This is a genomic window from Janibacter sp. CFPM2_SD2, from assembly GCF_057364645.1.
In genome coordinates this window covers 1-19,440 of sequence record NZ_JBNFOF010000035.1, presented here as the reverse complement: position 1 = coordinate 19,440, position 19,440 = coordinate 1, and the positions used below count along the sequence as shown (strand labels likewise).

The 19,440-nt window shown below is 72.0% G+C and carries 21 protein-coding genes, 2 tRNA genes and 2 pseudogenes; 15 read left to right on the top strand and 10 right to left on the bottom strand.

The genetic code is table 11. From position 1 onward, the window contains the following. On the bottom strand, positions 1–833 hold an 833-nt coding region (locus tag AC2W7J_RS05495; RefSeq protein ID WP_485981707.1), incomplete at its 3' end, for an acyl-CoA dehydrogenase family protein. Beyond that, on the bottom strand, positions 830–1,369 hold the full coding sequence (locus AC2W7J_RS05490) for a hypothetical protein (protein WP_255185710.1): 540 nt from the start codon (positions 1,367–1,369) through the stop codon (positions 830–832). The genes AC2W7J_RS05490 and AC2W7J_RS05495, both read right to left, overlap by 4 nt. A 256-nt stretch (positions 1,370–1,625) precedes the next feature. Here AC2W7J_RS05490 and AC2W7J_RS05485 point away from each other — a divergent pair, with 256 nt between their 5' ends. Then, entirely contained in the window at positions 1,626–2,603 is a 978-nt protein-coding gene (locus tag AC2W7J_RS05485; protein WP_485981706.1) for a PucR family transcriptional regulator, read from the top strand. A gap of 60 nt (positions 2,604–2,663) precedes the next feature. Here AC2W7J_RS05485 and AC2W7J_RS05480 read toward each other — a convergent pair whose 3' ends face one another. The 3 genes from AC2W7J_RS05480 to AC2W7J_RS05470 all read right to left on the bottom strand — a co-directional run bounded on the left by AC2W7J_RS05480 (position 2,664) and on the right by AC2W7J_RS05470 (position 4,475). Then, entirely contained in the window at positions 2,664–3,107 is a 444-nt protein-coding gene (locus AC2W7J_RS05480) for a hypothetical protein (RefSeq protein ID WP_485981705.1), read from the bottom strand. Further along, positions 3,083–3,478, bottom strand: a complete 396-nt coding sequence (locus AC2W7J_RS05475; RefSeq protein WP_485981704.1) for a DUF1353 domain-containing protein — start codon at positions 3,476–3,478, stop codon at positions 3,083–3,085. The genes AC2W7J_RS05480 and AC2W7J_RS05475 overlap by 25 nt, the downstream gene beginning before the upstream one ends. A 130-nt stretch (positions 3,479–3,608) precedes the next feature. Continuing rightward, complete coding sequence (locus AC2W7J_RS05470) at positions 3,609–4,475, bottom strand: 3-methyladenine DNA glycosylase (RefSeq protein ID WP_485981703.1); 867 nt, start codon at positions 4,473–4,475, stop codon at positions 3,609–3,611. 34 nt (positions 4,476–4,509) lie between these two features. Here AC2W7J_RS05470 and AC2W7J_RS05465 point away from each other — a divergent pair, with 34 nt between their 5' ends. Both AC2W7J_RS05465 and AC2W7J_RS05460 read left to right on the top strand, forming a co-directional pair. Continuing rightward, complete coding sequence (locus AC2W7J_RS05465; protein ID WP_485981702.1) at positions 4,510–5,286, top strand: fumarylacetoacetate hydrolase family protein; 777 nt, start codon at positions 4,510–4,512, stop codon at positions 5,284–5,286. A 12-nt stretch (positions 5,287–5,298) separates the two neighbouring features. After that, the gene (locus AC2W7J_RS05460) at positions 5,299–5,634 is read left to right on the top strand and encodes a YnfA family protein (RefSeq protein ID WP_255185714.1); all 336 of its coding nucleotides are present in this window, start codon (positions 5,299–5,301) and stop codon (positions 5,632–5,634) included. A gap of 74 nt (positions 5,635–5,708) precedes the next feature. Here the strand turns inward: AC2W7J_RS05460 and AC2W7J_RS05455 are convergent, their stop codons facing one another. Next, entirely contained in the window at positions 5,709–6,098 is a 390-nt protein-coding gene (locus AC2W7J_RS05455; protein WP_485981701.1) for a hypothetical protein, read from the bottom strand. A gap of 32 nt (positions 6,099–6,130) precedes the next feature. Here AC2W7J_RS05455 and AC2W7J_RS05450 point away from each other — a divergent pair, with 32 nt between their 5' ends. The 5 genes from AC2W7J_RS05450 to AC2W7J_RS05430 all read left to right on the top strand — a co-directional run bounded on the left by AC2W7J_RS05450 (position 6,131) and on the right by AC2W7J_RS05430 (position 9,716). Then, on the top strand, positions 6,131–7,021 hold the full coding sequence (locus AC2W7J_RS05450) for a Tle-like phospholipase domain-containing protein (RefSeq protein WP_485981700.1): 891 nt from the start codon (positions 6,131–6,133) through the stop codon (positions 7,019–7,021). A 74-nt stretch (positions 7,022–7,095) separates the two neighbouring features. Further along, positions 7,096–8,658: a glutamate--tRNA ligase gene (gene gltX / locus AC2W7J_RS05445; RefSeq protein WP_485981699.1), complete on the top strand. Its 1,563-nt coding sequence runs from the start codon at positions 7,096–7,098 to the stop codon at positions 8,656–8,658. Between the two features lie 94 nt (positions 8,659–8,752). After that, positions 8,753–8,824: transfer RNA gene (locus tag AC2W7J_RS05440), tRNA-Gln, on the top strand. Between the two features lie 99 nt (positions 8,825–8,923). Then, positions 8,924–8,996 (top strand) — tRNA-Glu (locus AC2W7J_RS05435). A 153-nt stretch (positions 8,997–9,149) separates the two neighbouring features. After that, a complete protein-coding gene (locus AC2W7J_RS05430) occupies positions 9,150–9,716 on the top strand; it encodes a hypothetical protein (protein WP_485981698.1) in 567 nt (188 codons plus the stop codon). Positions 9,717–9,891: 175 nt separating this feature from the next. On the opposite strand, the pseudogene AC2W7J_RS05425 reads toward AC2W7J_RS05430, so the two are convergent. Next, positions 9,892–10,637, bottom strand: a pseudogene (locus AC2W7J_RS05425) (IclR family transcriptional regulator). A gap of 122 nt (positions 10,638–10,759) precedes the next feature. Here AC2W7J_RS05425 and leuC point away from each other — a divergent pair. From leuC to AC2W7J_RS05410, 3 genes are all read left to right on the top strand, one after another. Continuing rightward, positions 10,760–12,190: a 3-isopropylmalate dehydratase large subunit gene (leuC, locus tag AC2W7J_RS05420; RefSeq protein ID WP_485981697.1), complete on the top strand. Its 1,431-nt coding sequence runs from the start codon at positions 10,760–10,762 to the stop codon at positions 12,188–12,190. Between the two features lie 3 nt (positions 12,191–12,193). Further along, positions 12,194–12,787: a 3-isopropylmalate dehydratase small subunit gene (gene leuD / locus AC2W7J_RS05415; RefSeq protein ID WP_255185720.1), complete on the top strand. Its 594-nt coding sequence runs from the start codon at positions 12,194–12,196 to the stop codon at positions 12,785–12,787. Between the two features lie 316 nt (positions 12,788–13,103). Beyond that, positions 13,104–13,742 carry an HU family DNA-binding protein gene (locus AC2W7J_RS05410; protein ID WP_485981696.1) on the top strand — a complete coding sequence of 213 codons (639 nt, stop codon included), beginning with the start codon at positions 13,104–13,106 and terminating at the stop codon, positions 13,740–13,742. A 71-nt stretch (positions 13,743–13,813) separates the two neighbouring features. On the opposite strand, the gene AC2W7J_RS05405 is transcribed toward AC2W7J_RS05410, so the two are convergent. Beyond that, complete coding sequence (locus AC2W7J_RS05405; protein WP_255185722.1) at positions 13,814–14,023, bottom strand: hypothetical protein; 210 nt, start codon at positions 14,021–14,023, stop codon at positions 13,814–13,816. A 56-nt stretch (positions 14,024–14,079) separates the two neighbouring features. Between AC2W7J_RS05405 and AC2W7J_RS05400 the strand changes: the two genes are divergently transcribed. Further along, entirely contained in the window at positions 14,080–14,835 is a 756-nt protein-coding gene (locus tag AC2W7J_RS05400) for a lysophospholipid acyltransferase family protein (protein ID WP_485981695.1), read from the top strand. Further along, positions 14,832–15,827: an NAD(P)H-dependent glycerol-3-phosphate dehydrogenase gene (locus AC2W7J_RS05395; RefSeq protein WP_485981694.1), complete on the top strand. Its 996-nt coding sequence runs from the start codon at positions 14,832–14,834 to the stop codon at positions 15,825–15,827. Before AC2W7J_RS05400 ends, AC2W7J_RS05395 begins: the two co-directional genes overlap by 4 nt. Before the next feature lie 294 nt (positions 15,828–16,121). On the opposite strand, the gene AC2W7J_RS05390 is transcribed toward AC2W7J_RS05395, so the two are convergent. After that, the gene (locus AC2W7J_RS05390) at positions 16,122–17,219 is read right to left on the bottom strand and encodes a trans-sulfuration enzyme family protein (RefSeq protein WP_485981693.1); all 1,098 of its coding nucleotides are present in this window, start codon (positions 17,217–17,219) and stop codon (positions 16,122–16,124) included. A gap of 31 nt (positions 17,220–17,250) precedes the next feature. On the opposite strand from AC2W7J_RS05390, the pseudogene AC2W7J_RS05385 reads away from it, so the two are divergent. Then, positions 17,251–18,379 (top strand): annotated as a pseudogene (locus AC2W7J_RS05385) (D-alanine--D-alanine ligase family protein). A gap of 76 nt (positions 18,380–18,455) precedes the next feature. On the opposite strand, the gene AC2W7J_RS05380 reads toward AC2W7J_RS05385, so the two are convergent. Next, complete coding sequence (locus tag AC2W7J_RS05380; protein ID WP_485981692.1) at positions 18,456–18,911, bottom strand: hypothetical protein; 456 nt, start codon at positions 18,909–18,911, stop codon at positions 18,456–18,458. A 55-nt stretch (positions 18,912–18,966) separates the two neighbouring features. Between AC2W7J_RS05380 and AC2W7J_RS05375 the strand changes: the two genes are divergently transcribed. After that, the coding region (locus AC2W7J_RS05375; protein WP_485981691.1) for a thiamine-phosphate kinase at positions 18,967–19,440 on the top strand (474 nt) is incomplete at its 3' end.

Sequence of the window (19,440 nt, the reverse complement as noted above, 5' to 3'; positions counted from 1 at the left end):
CGCCCGCGGCCGTCCCCGCGTCGATCGCGCGGCTGCCGCCCGCAGCTCGAGCTCGGCGGCCCGCCAGAGCCCGGTCGGAGGCGACCGAGGTGCCAGGTCGCGATCTGGTCGGGCTCCCGGCGACATGCAGCGTCGAGCACGCGCTGCGCGAGGGCTGCCGCAGCTCCGAACCACACGGCCGCCACGGCGACCCCACCCCACGCGAATCCCGGTCGGGTCAGGTACCACCCGGCCGGGCCGACGGGGGTCGCGGGGACGTCGTGCAGGTCCAGGCCGGTGCTGCGCACGTCCACGAGCCCGCGCGAGGCCCAGGACGCGTCGTCCCGTCGGATGCCGGGGTGCGACAGGTCGACGGCGAAGGCCTGCCGCCGCTCGTCGGACACGTGCGCGGTGATGATTGCGTGGCTGACGTGGGCCGCGAGCGAGCACCACGGTTTGCTCCCCGACAGACGCCAGCCCGCATCCGAGCGGGTGGCGTCCAGATGGGTGTCCGGGGAGTGGGCCGCGTAGACGCCCCAGGTGCTGCCCCGTGGTGCGCTGACGGTCACGTCGGCGCCAGGGTGTGCGTCGGCCGCCTGCTCCAGGATGCTCAGCGCATCGAGGTGCGGCTCGACGACCCGGGCGACGGTGAGATCGCCGGCGCCGAGGGAGCCTAGGGATTGCAGGTAGGACCACGTGCTCGTCCCCAGGTGGGAGGAGAGCGGGCTCAGGTCGATCGCCAGCGACAGTGCCGCCGGGATGTCTGCCGCCACATCGCGGGCTGCAAGGACGAGGTCCTGGTCCGCCCAAGCCAAGAAGCTGAAGGGCCGCGAGGCGGCGGTGCCGGTCGTCATGAACGTCGCAGCGACGACGCGCGATCGAGGAGACCAGCCGGACCACGCTGCTGCTCGCCGAGGGCGGCGTCCAGGACGAGCAGGCCGCCCGTCGCCATCGGGGTGGCCCACTGGAGCCAGCGCATACGGGCAGAGAGGTCGCGGACGCGCTGGGCCGACTCCGGGTCCCGGTCGCCGGCCTCTTGGGCGCGACCGAGCCGGGCCCCCTCGCGATACGCGGCGGCGCTCGCGACCAGCGCGATGCCGGTGAGAGCCGTCTTCACGACGACTGCAGCTGTGGTCGGTGGGTGGACCGCGACGCGCCGCTTGTTGTCGGCGACGATCGCCAGCCCGCTCAGGAGGTGCACGCCGATCGCGCCGGCCTGCACAGGTCCCCACGAGGTCCACCCTTCGTCGGCGATGCGGGAGCGCTCCTGAGCGCTGTCGCCCACTCGTGATGCGGGGTTGAGAGCGACGGCGCCCATGAGCGAGCCGCCGAACCAGGCGGCGTTGGTGACAAGGTGCGCGGCCCGGACAGTGGTGCTGTAGATCGTCATCTCTCGACAGTAGGGAGGGCGGGCTCGGGCTGCACCACCCCTAAGGGTGGCCTGGTGCAGTGGGCCGCTCCGCCTACATTTGTCCGATGGCCGATGTGCAGGACCTCGTCGACGAGGCATCCGCGATCCTCCTCGCCCCGGTGACCCTGGAGGACCGTCGTTTCCGGCTGCTTGCCTTCGCCGCGCACGCCGGTGACGTCGACAGCGTGCGGGCCGAGACGGTGCTCTCCCGCGGAGCGCGCCCGCGCACCCGTGAGTGGTTCGAGAGCTTCGGCATCGCGCGGGCGAGCGCGCCGGTCCACGTGCCCGGCGACCCGGAACGTGGCACGCAGGCGCGGCTGTGCCTGCCTGCACGGTGGAGAGGGGTCACCCAGGGCTACCTGTGGGCGGTCGAGCCCCCCGAGGGGCTGACGACCGACCGGGTCCGTGCCGCAACGGTGCTCGCCGACCAGGCGGGGGAGCACCTGGCCCGGCTCACCTCCCGTCGCCGCGAGACCGAGCGTCTCGTCCTCGACCTGCTCGACGCGGAAGCGGGCTCGCGCAGCGGCCCCGCCCGCGAGCTGGCCGACGAGCTGGCCGTGGACCCCGGCGCCCGGCCGCGGTCGTCGTCCTGGGCGCAGCGCCCGGTGTCCGGCTGCGGGTCGACGAGGTGCACGGGCCTGGAGGTCTGCCGCGTCGTATCGGCGTCGCCGAGCGCTCGGGCGACCTCGTGCTCGTCGTCCCGGCGGCGACGGACCTGGAGGTCCATGACGCTGCCGAGTCGGCCCTGCGCACCCTCGGTCGGGTCGTGGAGGAGCACGTCGTCGCCGGGGTGGGCGATCTCGTGCCGCTGGTGGATGTGGCACGTTCCCTGCGCGAAGGGCGCGCCGCCCTGCGCGTCGTGCGTCCGTCCACCCCTGACCCGCCCGGCCAGTGCGCCGCCGCGCGAGTCCATGCGTGGTCGTCCCTCGGCATCGAGCGCCTGCTCGGCACGACGGCCGGCGACGACCTGCTCGAGGCGGTGCGCACCCCCGCGGTCGCGGAACTGCTCGCGGCCGCACCAGAGCTCGTCGAGACCGCCTGGGTCCATCTCGAGGAGGGTTGCTCAGTCGGCATCACCTCGGCTCGCCTCGGCCTGCACCGCCAGAGCGTCTACGCGCGGCTGCGGCGGATCGAGTCCGTGACCGGACTCGACCTCTCCCGTGGTCGCGACCGCCTCGAGCTGCACCTCGGCCTGCTCGTCCTGCGCCCCTGAGGCTGCATTGCCCTACGGCAATGCGCACCTGAGGCTGCATTGCCGTAGGGCAATGCAGCCTCAGGGGGTCGTCGCGCGGGTGACGAGGCGTTCGGCGACCTGGTAGACGCCGGTGAGCAGGGCGACGGCCGCCGTCACGTGGAGCAGCAGGGCCAGGGCGACCCCGAGGATCATCCCGGCGGCGCGGAAGCGCCCCCACCCGGCCAGCCCGATGACCACCGGGATGACGATCGCGCCGAGGGCGCCGGTGAGCAGCTCCATCCACCAGGGCCGATCGCCCATCCACGGCACGCCGCCGACGAGCGGCACGGCGACGTCGAAGAGGTCGAGCGTCGCGAGCACGCCGAGTCCGGCGACGACGAGCACGGTCGCGATCGCCGTCGCCCGCCAGCGCAGCCGCTCGGCCGCGGACCACGGCGAGCGCGTGTCCTGGAAGAAGGTCCCGAGCGTCACCGCGGTCCACATCAGCCACCGCCGGATCAGCCCGGTCCCGGTGTCGGCCATGGCGCCCGGAAGACGAGGTCGGCGCGCTCGCGGTCGATCCGCACCCCGGGAGCGGCGGTGAAGGCTCCGCGCACGAGCCCGTCGTGCAGCAGGGCCGCCGGCAGGTGCCGACCGGTGCGCGGCACGAGCCACAGGAAGATCGACGGCACTGAGGTCAGGTCGGTCGTGAAGGTCGTCGGGTCGACGGGCACGAGCAGCTGCCCCAGCTCACGGTCGCGGTAGCCCAGCCGTCGCCCCATGCGGAACTCCTCGACCGACATGTCGAGCGTGCGCTCGAGGACGATGAGCGGCGGCGACGTGGGGTCGGGCTGCCCGTCGGGCGGCCCACCGTCGTAGAAGCGTCTCGCCTGGGTCTCCAGCGGCCGGTCCATGCCACCAGCGTGGCAGGCGCCGGTGTCAGCGCGGCTCCCCGAACCCTGCACAACCCTAGGGTTGTGCGAAGTTCGGAGGCCCCAACTCCGCAAGACCCTAGGGTTTTGCGGAGTTGGCGGGTGCGTCAGGTCAGCGCGGCAGCAGCAGGTCGCAGACCTCGACGATCCGACGACGAAGGGAGTTGGACGTCACCATGAGCTCGCGCTGGCGGGCGACGTACTCGGCCTTGCCCTCCGGCGTCTCGATGGCGACCGGGTCCAGCCCGAGCCCCGAGACGTCGTAGGGCGAGGCCTGCATGTCGAGGCGCCGCACCCGCAGCGCGTGCCGGAAGGCGTCGAGGGTCACCTCCGAGGGCATCGCCGGCGCGAGCTTGAAGGCCCACTTGTAGGTGTCCATGCCCGCGTGCAGGCAGGCCGGCTGCTCGTGGTCGGCCTGGTCCTCCCGCGTCGGGCGAAGGGTGTTGCGCCCCACCGCATCCGGGGTGAAGAAGCGGTAGGCGTCGTAGTGGCTGCACCGGATGCGGTGGCCCTCGACGACCGCGTCCGTCGCCTCCTGTCCCAGGCGAAGGGGGAGCTGCTCGTGCCGCTGCTCGCCCGGCTGGAGGCGGTAGACCATCGCCCACTCATGCAGCCCGAAGCAGTCGTGGGTGCCCGGCCGCGACAGCGTCGCCGTGAGCAGGTCCCGCACGAAGGTGACGGTCCGCCCCCTTCGCCCGACGAAGTCGTCGACGTCGAGCCGGGCGCTGCCGTCCGCGCCCACCGTGTAACCGGACCGGCCGGCGAAGTCCTCGCCGGCGTCGAGCAGGGTCACGCCGGGGCCCGGGTGCCACCGGCGCAGGTGCGCCGGACGGTGTGCGTAGTACTCGAAGAGGAAGTCCTCGACGGCGTGACGCTCACCCCGTGCCCGGCGCTCGCGGTGGCCGGCCGTCAGCTCGTCGACCGCCTGCTCGTGGGCGCGCGCACGGGCGGTCCACTCCTCGCGGGTCAAGGTCGTCATCGGGGCAAGGCTAGATGTTCACTAGGGTGGTGCCGTGCGCATCGCGAGATACACCGAAGGTGACGACCCCGTCTACGGGCTCGTCGACGCAGACGGCAAGAAGATCGCCGAGGTGACCGGCGACCCGCTCTACCAGCGGATCGAGCTGACCGGTCGCACGACGACCGTCGACGAGGTGCGACTGCTCGCACCCGTCATCCCCCGCAGCAAGATCATCGGCATCGGGCGCAACTACGCCGACCACGCCGCCGAGATGGGCAACGAGGTCCCGGCCGAGCCGATGATGTTCCTCGTGCCCAACACCGCGGTCGTCGGTCCCGGCGACCCGGTCGTCATCCCGACGGAGCAGACGTCCAAGGTCAGCTTCGAGGGCGAGCTCGCGGTGATCGTCGGCCGGATGTGCAAGGACATCGAGCCGGAGGAGGCCAAGAAGGTCATCTTCGGCTACACGATCGCCAACGACGTCACCGCGCGCGACCTGCAGAAGGGCGACGGCCAGTGGGCCCGCGCCAAGGGGATGGACACCTTCTGCCCGCTCGGTCCGTGGATCGAGACCGACCTCGACCCGCAGGACGTCTCGATCGTCACCCGCCTCGACGGCGAGGTGGCCCAGGACGGCCACAGCTCCGACATGGTCCACGGTGTCGCGGCCCTCATCAGCCACGCGTCGAAGTCCTTCACCCTCCTGCCCGGCGACGTCATCCTCACCGGCACCCCGGCGGGCGTCGGCCTCGTCGACCCCGGGCAGCGGGTCGAGATCGACATCGACGCGATCGGGACTCTGGCCAACCCCTTCGTCGCCTCCGAGTGACGCGAAGCTGACGTGGACGTCGCCCGGTCGGTCCCGCTCTTCGTCCTCGCCGCGCTGCTCGAGATCGGCGGAGCTTGGCTCGTGTGGCAGGGGCTGCGCGAGCACCGCGGCTGGCTGTGGGTCGGCGCCGGTGTCATCGCACTCGGCCTCTACGGCGCGGTGGCGACCCTCCAGCCGGATGCGAGCTTCGGGCGGATCCTCGCCGCCTACGGCGGGGTCTTCGTCGCCGGGTCCCTGCTCTGGGGCATGGTCGTCGACGGGTTCCGCCCCGACCGGTGGGACGTCGCCGGTGCCCTCGTCTGCCTCGCCGGCGTCGCCCTGATCATGTACGCGCCACGCCCCGCCTGACCTCCCTTCGCTCCACGTCGACGCAGGGGGCCTCGAAGGGGAGTGCTCCCCATGTGCACCTCGTCACCTCGTCGCTAGCGTCGGGTCATCCACGGCGGGAGACCCTGATGACCCTGACCCACGGCGCCGATGCCGATCGACTGCGTGACATCGCAGCCCAGCTCGACGACCAGTCGGCACGGATGACCCGCGTGGGCACGGAGGCGAGTGCCCGACTCGTCGTGCTGCGGGGTGCGTGGGAGGGCCCCGACCTCGAGGACTTCGACCGGGAGTGGCGCCTCGCCCAGCGCCAGGTCGAGGAGTGCGCGGCGCGGCTGGCCACCGCCGCGCGGCAGCTCACCGCGCAGGCGGACGAGCAGGGTGAGACGAGCGCCCAGGTCGGCGGGGGAGCGGGTGGCCGATGCCGGTGCGCCGACGTCTCCCCGGGCCGTCCGCTCCCGGGCCGCAGGCGCCGCCGTCCCCACCGGCACCGGGCGGCTCGAGCTTCGACGACGACGTGCGCGGCACCGAGGGGCAGCGGGTCGATCGTGACCTGTGGTCCCTGGCCCACCACGTCTACGGGAGCGACAACGCGCTCTACGACGACCCGCTCATGCACGACGGGCAGCCCGACCTGCCGCCGGGCTACACGATGCCGACCGAGGACGAGATCCGCGCCCTGGGGCTCGACCCGGCGCAGTTCAACGACGACTCCTCGGGCCTCCAGTCGAGTCTCTACCGCACGCCCGACGGCGGCTACGTCCTCGCCTTCCGTGGCAGCGACGCCGACGAGCTGTCCGACTGGGTGGACAACGGCCTGCAGGGTGCCGGGCTGCCGGCTCGCCAGTACACGCAGGCCATGGAGCTGGCCGCGCAGGTCAACGCGGCGACCGGGGGCGAGGTCACCTTCACCGGGCACTCGCTCCGGCGGGTGCGGCTCGCCGCCGCGGCGGCGATGGCGACCGGCCAGCCGGCGGTCACCTTCGACGCGGCGGGAGTCCACGAGCACACCGCCGAGGCCGCCGCCGCGCTGCGCGCCGACGGGTCGACCGGCGCGTCCGTCATGGCCGAGACGAGCGAGGGGCAGATCCGGGCCTACAGCACCTCGACCGACATCCTCACGACCCAGCAGCAGAGCGGCCCGCTCGCCGGTCTCCTGCCCGACGCCCCCGGCACGCAGATCGTCCTGGAGACGCCCCAGAGCGAGCGGGGCGACGCCGCCGCGCGGACCGGCGCGATCATCGGCTCCGTGGTCGGCGCCGTCACCTCCGGCTTCGACCTCAACCCCTTCGACACCGCGCGCGACATCGCCGAGGGTGCGCAGACCGGTGCCGACATCGGCACGGGGGTGTGGGGCCACCACTGGAACCCGATGGAGGAGGCGCTCGCGGAGCGCTACCCCGACTGACGCCGGACCCCCCTTCGTCATGGTTGCGTGCAGACGGGGATGGGGCGCGGTGACGGCGATACGATCGGGCCATCATGAGCGACTCCTCTGCACCCTCCACCGCCCCCGCACCGACCGAGTCGTCGGCCCCTCGCCTGCGCGTCGCGCCGTCGCCGACCGGCGACCCGCACGTCGGCACCGCCTACATGGCCCTGTTCAACCTCGCCTTCGCGCGGCAGCAGGGCGGGCAGTTCGTCCTGCGCATCGAGGACACCGACCGGGCCCGCTTCAACGCGACGAGCGAGCAGCAGCTCTACGACACCCTCGGCTGGCTCGGCCTGCGCTGGGACGAGGGCCCCGACGTCGGAGGCCCCTACGCGCCCTACCGGCAGAGCGAGCGGCTGGAGACCTACCGGCCCTACGTCGACAAGCTCGTCGAGGACGGCCACGCCTACTACTGCTGGTGCTCCACCGAGCGCCTGACGGCGATGCGCGAGAAGCAGCAGAAGCTCAAGCTGCCCACCGGCTACGACCGCATGTGCCTGGGCAAGACGCGTGAGGAGCGCGCCGAGCTCGAGGGCTTCAACGAGACGCCGGTCGTGCGCATGCTCGTGCCCGACGACGCTCCGACGACCTTCGAGGACGTCATCCGCGGCACCGTCTCCGCGCCGCGCCCCGACGACCAGGTGATCCTCAAGGCCGACGGCTTCCCGACCTATCACATGGCCGTCGTCGTCGACGACCACGAGATGGGCATCACCCACGTCGTGCGCGGCGAGGAGTGGATCTCCTCGACGCCCAAGCACGTGCTGCTCTACCAGTGGCTCGGCCTCGAGCCGCCGAAGTTCGCGCACATGCCGCTGCTGCGCAACACCAACAAGTCGAAGATCTCCAAGCGCAAGAACCCCGAGGCGCGCCTCACGTGGTTCCAGGAGCAGGGTTACCTGCCCGAGGCCGTCGTCAACTTCCTGGGCCTGCTGGCCTACCCGCCGGCGAAGGGGGAGGACGGCCAGGACGTCGAGAAGTTCACCTTCGAGGAGTTCAGCCGCGACTTCGCCTGGAGCAAGGTCAACACGGTCGGCCCGATCTTCGACCTGAAGAAGCTCGAGTGGCTCAACGGCGCGTGGATCCGCGACCTCGAGCTCGGTGACTTCACCTCGCGCCTGCTGCCCTACCTGCAGGCCGACGGCGTCCTCGGCGACAACCCCTCGCTGGGCGAGCTCGCCCGGCTGAAGTCCGTCGCCGAGCTCATCCAGACGCGCATCGCGCTGCTCACCGAGGCGAGCGCTCTCGTGCGGCCCTTCTACACCGCCGACGCCGACCTGCAGATCGACGAGGACGCGCGAGCGGGCCTGAAGGACAACGCTGCCGAGGTCCTCGACGCGGCGATCACCGCGCTCGAGAAGCTGCAGGTGCCAGCCGGTGTCCTCTCGCAGGAGAGCCGCGACGGCAACGAGTGGCACGCCGAGCGGATCGAGGCGACGCTGCGCGAGGTCATCGTCGACGGTCTGGGCATCAAGCCGCGCTTCGCCTTCGGGCCGCTGCGCACCGCCGTCTCGGGGGCGCGGATCAGCCCGCCGCTCTTCGAGTCGATGGAGATCCTGGGCCAGGCGTCGACGCTCGAGCGGCTGCGCTCGCTGCGCTCCTCGCTGGCCTGAGCCGCGATTTGGGGAGTCGCCGATCGACGGGTAGCATCGTCTCTCGGTTCACAGGCCGCGCGGACTTCGGTCCGAAGGGTCGGTGATACCCCCTTGGGGTATGGTGTAATTGGCAACACGGCTGATTCTGGTTCAGTTGTTCTAGGTTCGAGTCCTGGTACCCCAGCGCTGAGAGCGGTCCGCCGCTCGATTTCGGAAAGAGCCCCCTTCGGGGTTAAGGTTCTCTCCGTTGCCCAGCCGGTCCGCCGGCCCGGGAAGCACATATGGCCCCGTTGTGTAGTGGCCTAGCACGCCGCCCTCTCAAGGCGGTAGCGCGGGTTCGAATCCCGTCGGGGCTACATCGGTCGAAGGCCCCCGCTCGTCAGAGCGGGGGCCTTCGTCGTGTCCGGCCTCTCCCAAACCCTGCAGCACCCTAGGGTCTTGCAGGGTTGTGAGCGTGGGCAAAGGGGATGTCGAGGATGGGTCAAGAAGCTGGTCGCGGCGCCGCCTGGGTGGGGCGGGCCCTGCTCGTTTCCTCGGGCGTTGCGCTCGGGGCGGTCAACGTCGCGGCGAACTTCGGGCTGGTGCCGGGGTCGTTCTGGCTGGCGAAGCTCGTGGGTGTTGCGTGGGGTTGGCTGATCGCAGGCTTTGCCGCGTGCTGGGCCGGGCGCACGTGGCGTGATGCGTTCGTGCGGTCCATGACCCTGCTCCTGCCCGCCGTGATCGTCTACGTCATCGCTGACGCGATGATGATCGCCCGCACCGTCGACGGCACTGGCCCCACGCCTGCTGCGGTCATCGTCGAGGGCATCTTCTGGAGCGTCGCGTCGGTGGGTGCCTCCGTGGGCTTGGCGACGATCCGCCGCCTGATCCGAGTCGACGGACCCATCGGGGTACTCGCTGCGGCAGCGTTGCCGACCTACATCGCCTACTCGGCGTGGAGTGTCCGACGCGACCTCGCGCGCATGGACGGCGACGATCCGGCGATGGTCGACGTGGCCACCTTCCTGCTGCCGGCTGCAGTGGTCGTCGCGATCGTGGCCGCAGCAGCTCGAGGGCTGGCGTCACGCGACAGGTGACGCCCGAAGGTCCAGGCCGAGCTGGCCGCACGCCGAGCCCGGCGTCGTTGACGTCACCCGGTTGCCCTTCTCCGGTCAGCCAGGTGGCGTCAACGACGACACGTGCGCACGACGACGACAGGCAGGGCGAAGGGGGAGATTCCCCCTTCGCCCTGTGGTCCGTCGCGACCTCTCGTCACTCGGTGTCGCGGTCGGCGGCCTCGGCCGCCCTGGCGTGCTTCTCCAGGACCTCGGTCAGCTTGTTGGCGCCGGCGATGACGGTCGCGGCGTGCAGGCGACCGGGCTGGCGGGAGAGGCGCTCGATCGGGCCCGAGATCGACACGGCCGCGATGACCCGGCCGGAGGGGGAGCGGACCGGGGCCGAGACCGAGGCAACGCCCGCCTCGCGCTCGCCGACGCTCTGCGCCCACCCGCGCGGCGCACCGCCGAGAGCATCGTCGCGTGAAGGCCGCCTCCTGCAGGCCACGGTGCAGCCGGTCGGGCTCCTCCCAGGCGAGCAGCACCTGGGCCGCGGAGCCGGCGTGCATCGACAGGGTCGCGCCGACGGGATCGAGTCGCGCAGCCCGACGGGGCGCTCGGCGGCCGAGACGCAGACGCGGTGCTCGCCCTGCCGGCGGAAGAGCTGGGCCGACTCGTTGGTGTGGTCACGCAGGGCGCCGAGGACCGGGCCGCCGCGACGAGGAGCTTGTCCTCACCGGCCGAGGCCGCGAGCTCGCCCAGGCGCGGGCCGAGGACGAAGCGCCCCTGCATGTCGCGTCCGACGAGCCGGTGGTGCTCGAGCGCGACCGCCAGTCGATGTGCCGTGGGGCGTGCCAGTCCCGTCGCCGCCACGAGCTGGGCGAGGGTCGAGGGACCCGCCTCGAGAGCGCCCAGCACGACGGCTGCCTTGTCCAGAACGCCAACTCCGCTACCGTTGTCCATGGAGTGATACTGACATCTCATGTCGTGAGACGCAAGGTCCGGGGGTCCGGTGACGTGCGAATCTCGATGTGGGACACGGCCCACAGGCCGTGACAACCACCGCCGGGATGGGAAAGAGAGAGATGGCTGGAACGCTGGCCGAGAAGGTCTGGGACGCACATGTCGTCCGACGCAACGACGGGGAGCCCGACCTCCTCTACATCGACCTGCACCTCCTGCACGAGGTGACGAGCCCGCAGGCCTTCGAGGGCCTGCGCCTCGCCGGCCGACCGGTCCGCCGCCCCGACCTCACCCTCGCGACCGAGGACCACAACGTCCCGACGACGCCGGGCCCGATCACCGACCCGGTGAGCAAGATCCAGGTCGAGACGCTGCGGGACAACTGCGCGGAGTTCGGCGTGCAGATCTATCCCATGGGCGACGCCGAGCAGGGCATCGTCCACGTCGTCGGCCCCCAGCTGGGTCTGACCCAGCCGGGCACGACGGTCGTCTGCGGCGACAGCCACACGAGCACCCACGGTGCCTTCGGCGCGCTCGCCTTCGGCATCGGCACGAGCGAGGTCGAGCACGTGCTCGCCACGCAGACGCTCTCGCTCAACCCCTTCAAGACGATGGCGATCAACGTCACCGGCCAGCTGCAGCCGGGCGTGACGGCCAAGGACATCATCCTCGCCGTCATCGCCAAGATCGGCACCGGCGGTGGCCAGGGCTACGTGCTCGAGTACCGCGGCGAGGCCATCGAGGCGCTGTCGATGGAGGCACGCATGACCGTGTGCAACATGTCGATCGAGGCCGGCGCCCGCGCCGGCATGATCGCCCCCGACGAGACGACCTTCGAGTACCTCAAGGGTCGCGACCACGCCCCGACCGGCGCCGACTGGGACGCCGCCGTCGAGGCCTGGCGCGAGCTGCGCACCGACGACGACGCCGTCTTCGACGCCGAGGTCGACATCGACGCCTCGACGCTCACCCCCTTCGTCACGTGGGGCACCAACCCCGGCCAGGGCTCGCCCCTCGGCGAGGCCGTGCCCGACCCCGAGGCCATGGGCGACGACAACGAGCGCTTCGCTGCGGCAAAGGCGCTCGAGTACATGGGCCTGACCGCCGGCACCCCGCTGCGCGAGGTCGCCGTCGACACCGTCTTCGTCGGCTCGTGCACCAACGGCCGCATCGAAGACCTGCGCGCCGCGGCCGAGGTCATCAAGGGCCGCCACGTCGCCGATTCCGTCCGCATGCTCGTCGTGCCCGGCTCCGCCCGCGTGCGGCTGCAGGCCGAAGGGGAAGGCCTGGACAAGGTCTTCACCGACGCCGGCGCCGAGTGGCGCCTGCCCGGCTGCTCGATGTGCCTCGGCATGAACCCCGACACCCTCGCCCCCGGCGAGCGCTCCGCCTCGACGAGCAACCGCAACTTCGAGGGGCGCCAGGGCAAGGGGGGCCGCACCCACCTCGTCAGCCCGCTCGTCGCCGCGGCCACCGCCGTGCGCGGGACGCTGTCGAGCCCGGCCGACCTGGACGCCCTGCCCGCCACCGACCTCGTCACCGAAGGAGCCTGAGCCATGGACGCATTCACCACGCACACCGGCACCGGGGTCCCGCTGCGCCGCAGCAATGTCGACACCGACCAGATCATCCCGGCGGTCTACCTCAAGCGCGTCTCGCGCACCGGCTTCGAGGACGGCCTCTTCGCGGCCTGGCGCAATGACGAGACCTTCGTGCTCAACCAGCCGGCCTACCGCGAGGGCTCCGTGCTCGTCGCCGGCCCGGACTTCGGCACCGGCTCCTCCCGCGAGCACGCCGTGTGGGCGCTCAAGGACTACGGCTTCCGCGTCGTCATCTCCTCGCGCTTCGCCGACATCTTCCGCGGCAACTCGAGCAAGCAGGGGCTGCTCGCCGCGCAGGTGAGCCAGGACGACGTCGAGCTGCTGTGGAAGTACCTCGAGAACACCCCGGGTGCCGAGATCACCGTCGACCTCACCGCACGGACCGTCACCGCCGGTGACATCGTCTGCGCCTTCCACGTCGACGACTACACGCGCTGGCGTCTGCTCGAAGGCCTCGACGACATCGGCCTGACCCTGCGCCACGAGCAGGACATCACCGACTTCGAGGCGACCCGGCCGAGCTGGAAGCCGACGACGACGCCTGCCTGACCGGCGTGTCGTCGCCACGATGACGAAGGGGGTGCTGCGGCACCCCCTTCGTCATGTCGTCCTCGTGCCGTGACGATCGTGACGGGCGGCTGCGGCCCAATCCCGTTGTGCCGCAGGACGCCCCGCTGCAGGACGAAGGGGGAGCCCCTCACCCCGCGCAGCGGGCAGGGTGCGAATGCGCTTGTGCGGCAAGAAAAGGCGACGTCCAAATGACCCACCGGAGGTCGTGACCCCAATACCGTCGGAACAGGTCGGGTGTACGGCTCGGCCTTCCCAGCCGGGGGACGACCGGCGCCGCACCGCTACGGGAGTGACCGTGAACAAGGCAGAACTCGTCAAGGCTCTCGAGGAAAGGCTCGGCAGCCGCAAGGCCGCCCAGGAAGCACTCGAGGTCGTGCTCGACACGATCGTCCGTGAGGTCGCCAAGGGCGGCCGCGTCGCCATCACCGGCTTCGGCACCTTCGAGAAGGCGGCCCGCGCCGCGCGCACCGGCCGCAACCCGCGCACCGGTGAGGTCGTCAAGATCAAGAAGACCAGCGTCCCCCGCTTCAAGGCCGGCACGAGCTTCAAGGGCTATGTCGCCGACCCGCGCTCGCTGCCCAAGGCCGCACCCGCAGCTGCGCGTGCTGCCGCCGGCACGGTGACCGGTGCGGCCGTCGCCGCCGGTGGCACCGCCCTGTCGATCGCCGAAGGTGCACTGCCCGGGCGTCGCACGAAGAAGTCCGCCGCGAGCTCGACCCCGGCCAAGAAGACGGCGACGAAGACCTCCGCCGCGAAGAAGTCGGCGGCCAAGAAGTCGACGGCCAAGAAGGCGACTCCGGCGAAGAAGACGTCGGCGGCCAAGACGACGACGAAGAAGGCCACTCCGGCGAAGAAGACGTCGGCGGCGAAGACCACGGCCAAGAAGGCCACTCCGGCGAAGAAGACCGCATCCTCGGCCGGCAGCGGCAGCTGACCCGAGGAGCACGACGAGGGCCGACGACCACGTGGTCGTCGGCCCTCGTCATGTCGGCCCGCGCCGTGCCGTCAGGCGATCGTCTCACCGTCGCCGATGCCGACGATCCACAGACGGGTGACCACGCCGTCGGCGACGACGATGCTCACCCGCTGCCCGGGGCGCACGAAGCGCAACGAGCTCTCGGCGAAGACCTCGGGCGTCGCCTCGAGGCGCACACCCTCGTCGGTGACGACGACGGTGCCGTCGTCCGGGCTGTGGGAGAAGACCGTGGCTTGCACAGGTCGAGCGTATCCGTGGCCTAGGGTGTGCAAGGCCGAGAGCAAGAAGAGGTGACATGGTCGTCCACCGCACGCACACGCCCGTGATGTACCGGGTGGCTGCCGGGCTGCTGCGCGGGGCGATGCGCCTCGTCGCCCGCTACGAGGTGAGCGGTCTGGAGCACGTGCCCGAGCAGGGCGGCTTCATCATCACGCCCAACCACGTCTCCCACGTCGACCCCTTCCCGTGGGCGCACGTGCTCTACAACCGCGGCTACAGCCCCGTCTACCTGGCCAAGAGCACGCTCTTCGACACCCCGGTCGTCGGGTGGGTCCTGCGCCACGCCAAGCAGGTGCGCGTCGACCGCGAGACGACGTCGGCCGGCACCGCACTCGTCCACGCCGTGCGGGCGCTCGATGCGGGGGAGTGCGTCGTCATCTACCCGGAGGGTTCGCTCACCCGCGACCCCGACCTGTGGCCCATGCGGGGCAAGACCGGCGCAGCGCGCCTGGCCCTGCAGTCCGGTGCGCCGGTCATCCCCGTCGCCCAGTGGGGGCCGCAGGACCTGCTGCCCCGCTACGCCAAGCGCCCTCGCCTGTCGCGCCACCGGGTGCGTATCCAGGTGCGCTTCGGTCCGCCCGTCGACCTCGACGACCTGCGGGCACAGCCGGCGAAGGGAGCGGCCGTCACCGCGGCCACCGACCGGATCATGCAGGCCATCACCACCGAGCTCGAGACCATGCGCGGTGAGCGTGCACCGGCCGAGCGCTTCGACCCAAAGGCCCATGGCATGCGTGTCACGGGCGACTACCGATCAGGAGAGCAGTCGTGAGCCACATCGCAGTCTTCGGAGCCGGCAGCTGGGGCACCGCCTTCGCCTCGATCCTCGCCGACGGCGGCAACGACGTGCGGGTCTGGGGCCGACGCCCCGAGCTCGTCGAGCAGCTCAACCGCGGGGTCAACGACGACTACCTGCCGGGCGTGCAGCTACCGGGCGGGATCAGCGCCTCCACCGACCCCGCCGAGGTCACCGAGGGCGCCGAGATCGTCATCCTGTCGGTGCCGTCGCAGTCGCTGCGCACCAACCTCACCGAGTGGGCGCCGCTGCTCGGCGACAAGATCGTCGTGTCCCTGATGAAGGGCATCGAGCTCGGCACGACGAAGCGGATGAGTGAGGTCATCCACGAGGTCGCCGGGGTCCCGGCCGACCGGATCGGCGTCGTGAGCGGGCCCAACCTCGCCCGCGAGATCGTCCAGCGGCAGCCCGCCGCCACGGTCGTCGCCTGCCCCGACGTCTCCGCCGCCGACCGGGTCGCTGCGGCCTGCTCGACGAGCTACTTCCGCCCCTACACGAGCCAGGACGTCGTCGGCGCCGAGCTCGGGGGCGCGGTGAAGAACGTCATCGCCCTCGCCGTCGGCATGGCCGCCGGCCTCGGCTTCGGCGACAACACCAAGGCCACGCTCATCACCCGCGGGCTCGCCGAGACGACCCGCCTGGCGATGGCACTGGGCGCCGACCCGCGGACGATGGCCGGTCTGGCCGGCGTCGGCGACCTCATCGCGACGTGCATGTCGCCGCTGTCGCGCAACCACTCCTTCGGCGTCAAGCTCGGCGAGGGCATGTCGGTCGCCGAGGTCACCGAGCAGACGAAGCAGACCGCCGAGGGCGTGAAGTCCTGCGCCTCGATCCTCGACCTCGCCCGCGCCCACGGCGTCGACGTGCCGATCACCGAGATGGTCAACCGCGTCGTCCACGAGGGCTTCGCCCCCGCCGACATGGTCGACGTCCTGCTCGCCCGCGCCCGCAAGCACGAGACCGAGTAGCCCCCCGGTCCCTGAGGAGCTTGCGCAGCAAGCGTCTCGAAGGGCCCGCTCCGGACGAAGGGGGACGACCGCGCCCGCCGAAGTCCTTCGTCTCCCCGCACGTCGCGTCGTCGTGCCTGACTTCGGCTTGATGTGCGCGGTCATCCCCCTTCGTCCTGCGCCTGCTCTCCTCCCCGGTCCCTGAGGAGGCCGTCCGCGGCCGACTCGAAGGGCCGGTCCCTCAGCTGGCCCGGTGGAGGTGATGGCGACCGGCTATCCGGTCGTTTTTAGCTCTACCCGAGCGAAGGGCCGTGCTCAGATCCGGTCGAGGGCCTGCTGCAGGTCGGCCCAGAGGTCGTCGACGTCCTCGACGCCGACGGACAGGCGGACGAGGTTGTCGGGGACGGCGTCGGGCTCGCCGGGCTGGCGGCGGCGGCGCTCGAGCTGCGACTCGACACCACCGAGGCTCGTCGAGGGCGACCAGATGCGGGTGCCGGCGGTCATGGCCTCGGCCTCGGCGGCGCCATCACCGTCGCCGGCAACCTCGACGGAGACGATCGCGCCCCAGCCGGGGTAGCGCACGCGGGAGATGCGCGGGTGGGTGGCCAGGCGTTCGGCGAGGTCGGCGGCGTTGGCGCACGCCCGCTCCAGGCGAAGGGAGAGCGTGCGCAGCCCGCGCAGCGCGAGCCACGCCTCCATGGGTCCGGCGATCGCCCCACCGAGGGTGCGGTGGCGGGCGAGGCGGGCGTGCAGCTCCCGGCCCGCGTCGGTGCCGGGGGTGACGGTCAGGCCGAGGATGACGTCGGAGTGGCCGGAGAGGTACTTCGTCGCGGAGTGCACGACGACGTCGACGCCGTCCTCGAGCGGGCGCTGCAGCAGCGGGGTGGCGAAGGTGTTGTCGACGACGACGAGCGCCCCCGACTCGTGCGCGGCGTCGGTGAGGGCGGCGATGTCGGCGACCTCGAGCAGCGGGTTGGACGGCGACTCGAGCCACAGCAGGTCGGCGCCGGCAAGGGCCGCGGTCGTCGCCGCGGTGTCGGTGACGTCGACCCACCGGACCTCGAGCCGACCGTCGCGCGCCGCCTCGGTGAGCGTGACGACGACGCCGTTGTAGGCGGCAGCCGGCGCGACGACGGTGCCGCCGGTCGGCACGAGCGAGAGCGTGGCCTGCACCGCGGCCATGCCGGACGAGAAGAGGAGCGCGTCACCCCCTTCGAGCTCGCCGACCGCCTCCTCGAAGGGAGTCCACGTCGGGTTGCCGACCCGCGCGTAGTTGACCGGCCCGTCCTGGATGTAGGTCGAGGTGAAGGTCACGGGCGGGTTGAGCGCCGCACCCGGGGTGCGCTCGGGGCGCCCGAGGGCGACCACCTTGGTGCGGGGGGAGAGGGCCTGTGCGGCGTCGTCGTGCTCCATGAGGGCGAGGCTAGAGGTTAGTCTCTCCCCGATGAGCAGCCAGTCCAGCCGCAAGCCCCGCGTCGCCGTTGTCTTCGGCGGTCGCTCCTCCGAGCACGCCGTCTCCTGCGCCACGGCCGCGGGCGTGCTGCGCGCGATCGACCGTGACGCCTACGACGTCGTCCCCGTCGGGATCACGACCGACGGGTCGTGGGTGCTCGCCGCCGACGACCCCGATGCGCTGGCGCTCACGCCGGGGCACACGCCCGAGGTCACCGAGACCGGCACCGAGGTCATCCTGCCGACCCGCGTCGGCGACTCCACCCTCACGGTGCACCGAGCAGGGCAGGCGCTCGAGGCCCTCGGCGAGGTCGACGTCGTCTTCCCGCTGCTCCACGGCCCCTACGGCGAGGACGGCACCCTGCAGGGCATGCTCGAGCTCGCCGACATCCGCTACGTCGGCTCGGGCGTCCTCGCCTCCGCGGCCGGCATGGACAAGCACTACATGAAGGTCGTCTTCGCCGGCGCCGGCCTGCCCGTCGGGCCCTACACGGTCATCACCGACGCCCAGTGGCGCCGGGACAAGGCCGCCGCGATGGACGCCGTCAACGCGCTGACCTTCCCCGTCTTCGTCAAGCCCTGCCGCGCCGGCTCGTCGATGGGCGTGTCCAAGGTCGACGCCCCTGACGGGCTCGAGGCGGCCATCGAGGCCGCCCGCGAGCACGACCTCAAGGTCATCGTCGAGTCCGGCATCGTCGGCCGTGAGATCGAGTGCGCCGTCCTCCAGGGGCGCGGGCTCGACGCCCCCCGCACCTCGATGCCCGGCGAGATCGTCGTCGAGTCCGGCCACGGTCACGACTTCTACGACTTCGAGGCCAAGTACCTCGACGAGGCCTCGGTCGTGCTGTCCTGCCCGGCGGACCTGCCGCAGGCCGCGATCGACGAGGTGCGCCGCCTGGCGGCCGCGGCCTTCGAGTCGCTGGCCTGCGAGGGCCTGGCCCGGGTCGACTGCTTCGTCACCGAGGGCGGCGCCGTGGTCATCAACGAGATCAACACGATGCCCGGCTTCACCCCGCACTCGATGTACCCGCGCATGTGGGACGCGAGCGGCCTCGCCTACCCCCGAGCTCGTCGACGAGCTCATCCAGCTCGCCCTCGAGCGCCCCGTCGGCCTGCGCTGACCGCGCCAACCCTGCAGGACCCTAGGGTCTTGCAGAGTTGGGGCAGGGCGAGGGGGAGTGGGCCCTGCGCTGATCCTCAGGAGCACTCGCGCCCGTTGGTCGGCAGCTCCTCGACCGCCTGCGTGAAGGCGGGCAGCAGCAGCGGCCCCGGCCCGTGCGCCTCGGGCACGATGACCTCGATCGCCGGGTCGCGCCCATAGGTCGTCAGGCGCGTGCCGTCCCCGAGCTCCTCGGCGACCCAGCCGATGTCGTCGACGACGACGCACTGCTCCTCGGTCGGTCCCAGGGCCGGCATCCGCACCGGGCGACGACCGCCGGGTCGCCCCACGCCCGCACCCGGGTCGCTCGGGTCGGTCTCGCGGGGCTCCAGCTCGCTCAGCGTCGAGGGCCAGTGCTCGGCGGCCGCGACGCACGGCGGGCTGTCCGCCGCATCGGGCACGGCCACCTCCACGGCACCTCCGCAGCCCGCGAGCAGCAGCGGCAGCGCGCAGCCGAGGGCGAGAGCGGCACGAGGTCGGCGGGTGAAGGGCACGGCGGGGAGGCTACCGTGCGGTGCTGACCCCCTTCGCCTCGATGGAGCGTGACCGATGCACCCGACCCGCCTGTCCGACCTGTCGGAGGGGGAGCTGCTGAGGCGCCTCTTCCCGGTCTACGACACGGCGAAGGGGGGACCCGCCGACGTCGTCCTCGGCCCGGGCGACGACGCGGCCGTCCTCGCCGCACCGTCCGGGGCCGTCGTGCTCACGACCGACACGATGGTGCGCGGGCGCGACTGGCTCGACACGTGGTCCTCGCCGCAGGAGGTCGGGCACAAGGCCGTCGTGCAGAACGTCGCGGACATCGCCGCGATGGGCGCCACGCCCACCGGTCTGCTCGTCGCGCTCGCCGCCGACCCCGCGACCGAGGTCGACTGGGCACTGGGCCTGGCCGAGGGCATCGCTGCGGCCGCCCGCGAGGCGGGTGCCCCGGTCCTCGGTGGCGACCTGTCGTCGGCAGGGGAGGGCAGCGTCCTCGTCGCCATCACGGCCATCGGTGACCTGGGCGGCCGCGCCCGGTCGCGC

Coding starts and splice junctions, on each gene's coding strand:
- AC2W7J_RS05490 (WP_255185710.1), bottom strand. CDS start 1,369: ATGACGATCTACAGCACCACTGTCCGGGCCGCGCACCTTGTCACCAAC.
- AC2W7J_RS05480 (WP_485981705.1), bottom strand. CDS start 3,107: ATGGCCGACACCGGGACCGGGCTGATCCGGCGGTGGCTGATGTGGACC.
- AC2W7J_RS05475 (WP_485981704.1), bottom strand. CDS start 3,478: ATGGACCGGCCGCTGGAGACCCAGGCGAGACGCTTCTACGACGGTGGG.
- AC2W7J_RS05470 (WP_485981703.1), bottom strand. CDS start 4,475: ATGACGACCTTGACCCGCGAGGAGTGGACCGCCCGTGCGCGCGCCCAC.
- gltX (WP_485981699.1), top strand. CDS start 7,096: ATGAGCGACTCCTCTGCACCCTCCACCGCCCCCGCACCGACCGAGTCG.
- leuC (WP_485981697.1), top strand. CDS start 10,760: ATGGCTGGAACGCTGGCCGAGAAGGTCTGGGACGCACATGTCGTCCGA.
- leuD (WP_255185720.1), top strand. CDS start 12,194: ATGGACGCATTCACCACGCACACCGGCACCGGGGTCCCGCTGCGCCGC.
- AC2W7J_RS05400 (WP_485981695.1), top strand. CDS start 14,080: ATGGTCGTCCACCGCACGCACACGCCCGTGATGTACCGGGTGGCTGCC.
- AC2W7J_RS05390 (WP_485981693.1), bottom strand. CDS start 17,219: ATGGAGCACGACGACGCCGCACAGGCCCTCTCCCCCCGCACCAAGGTG.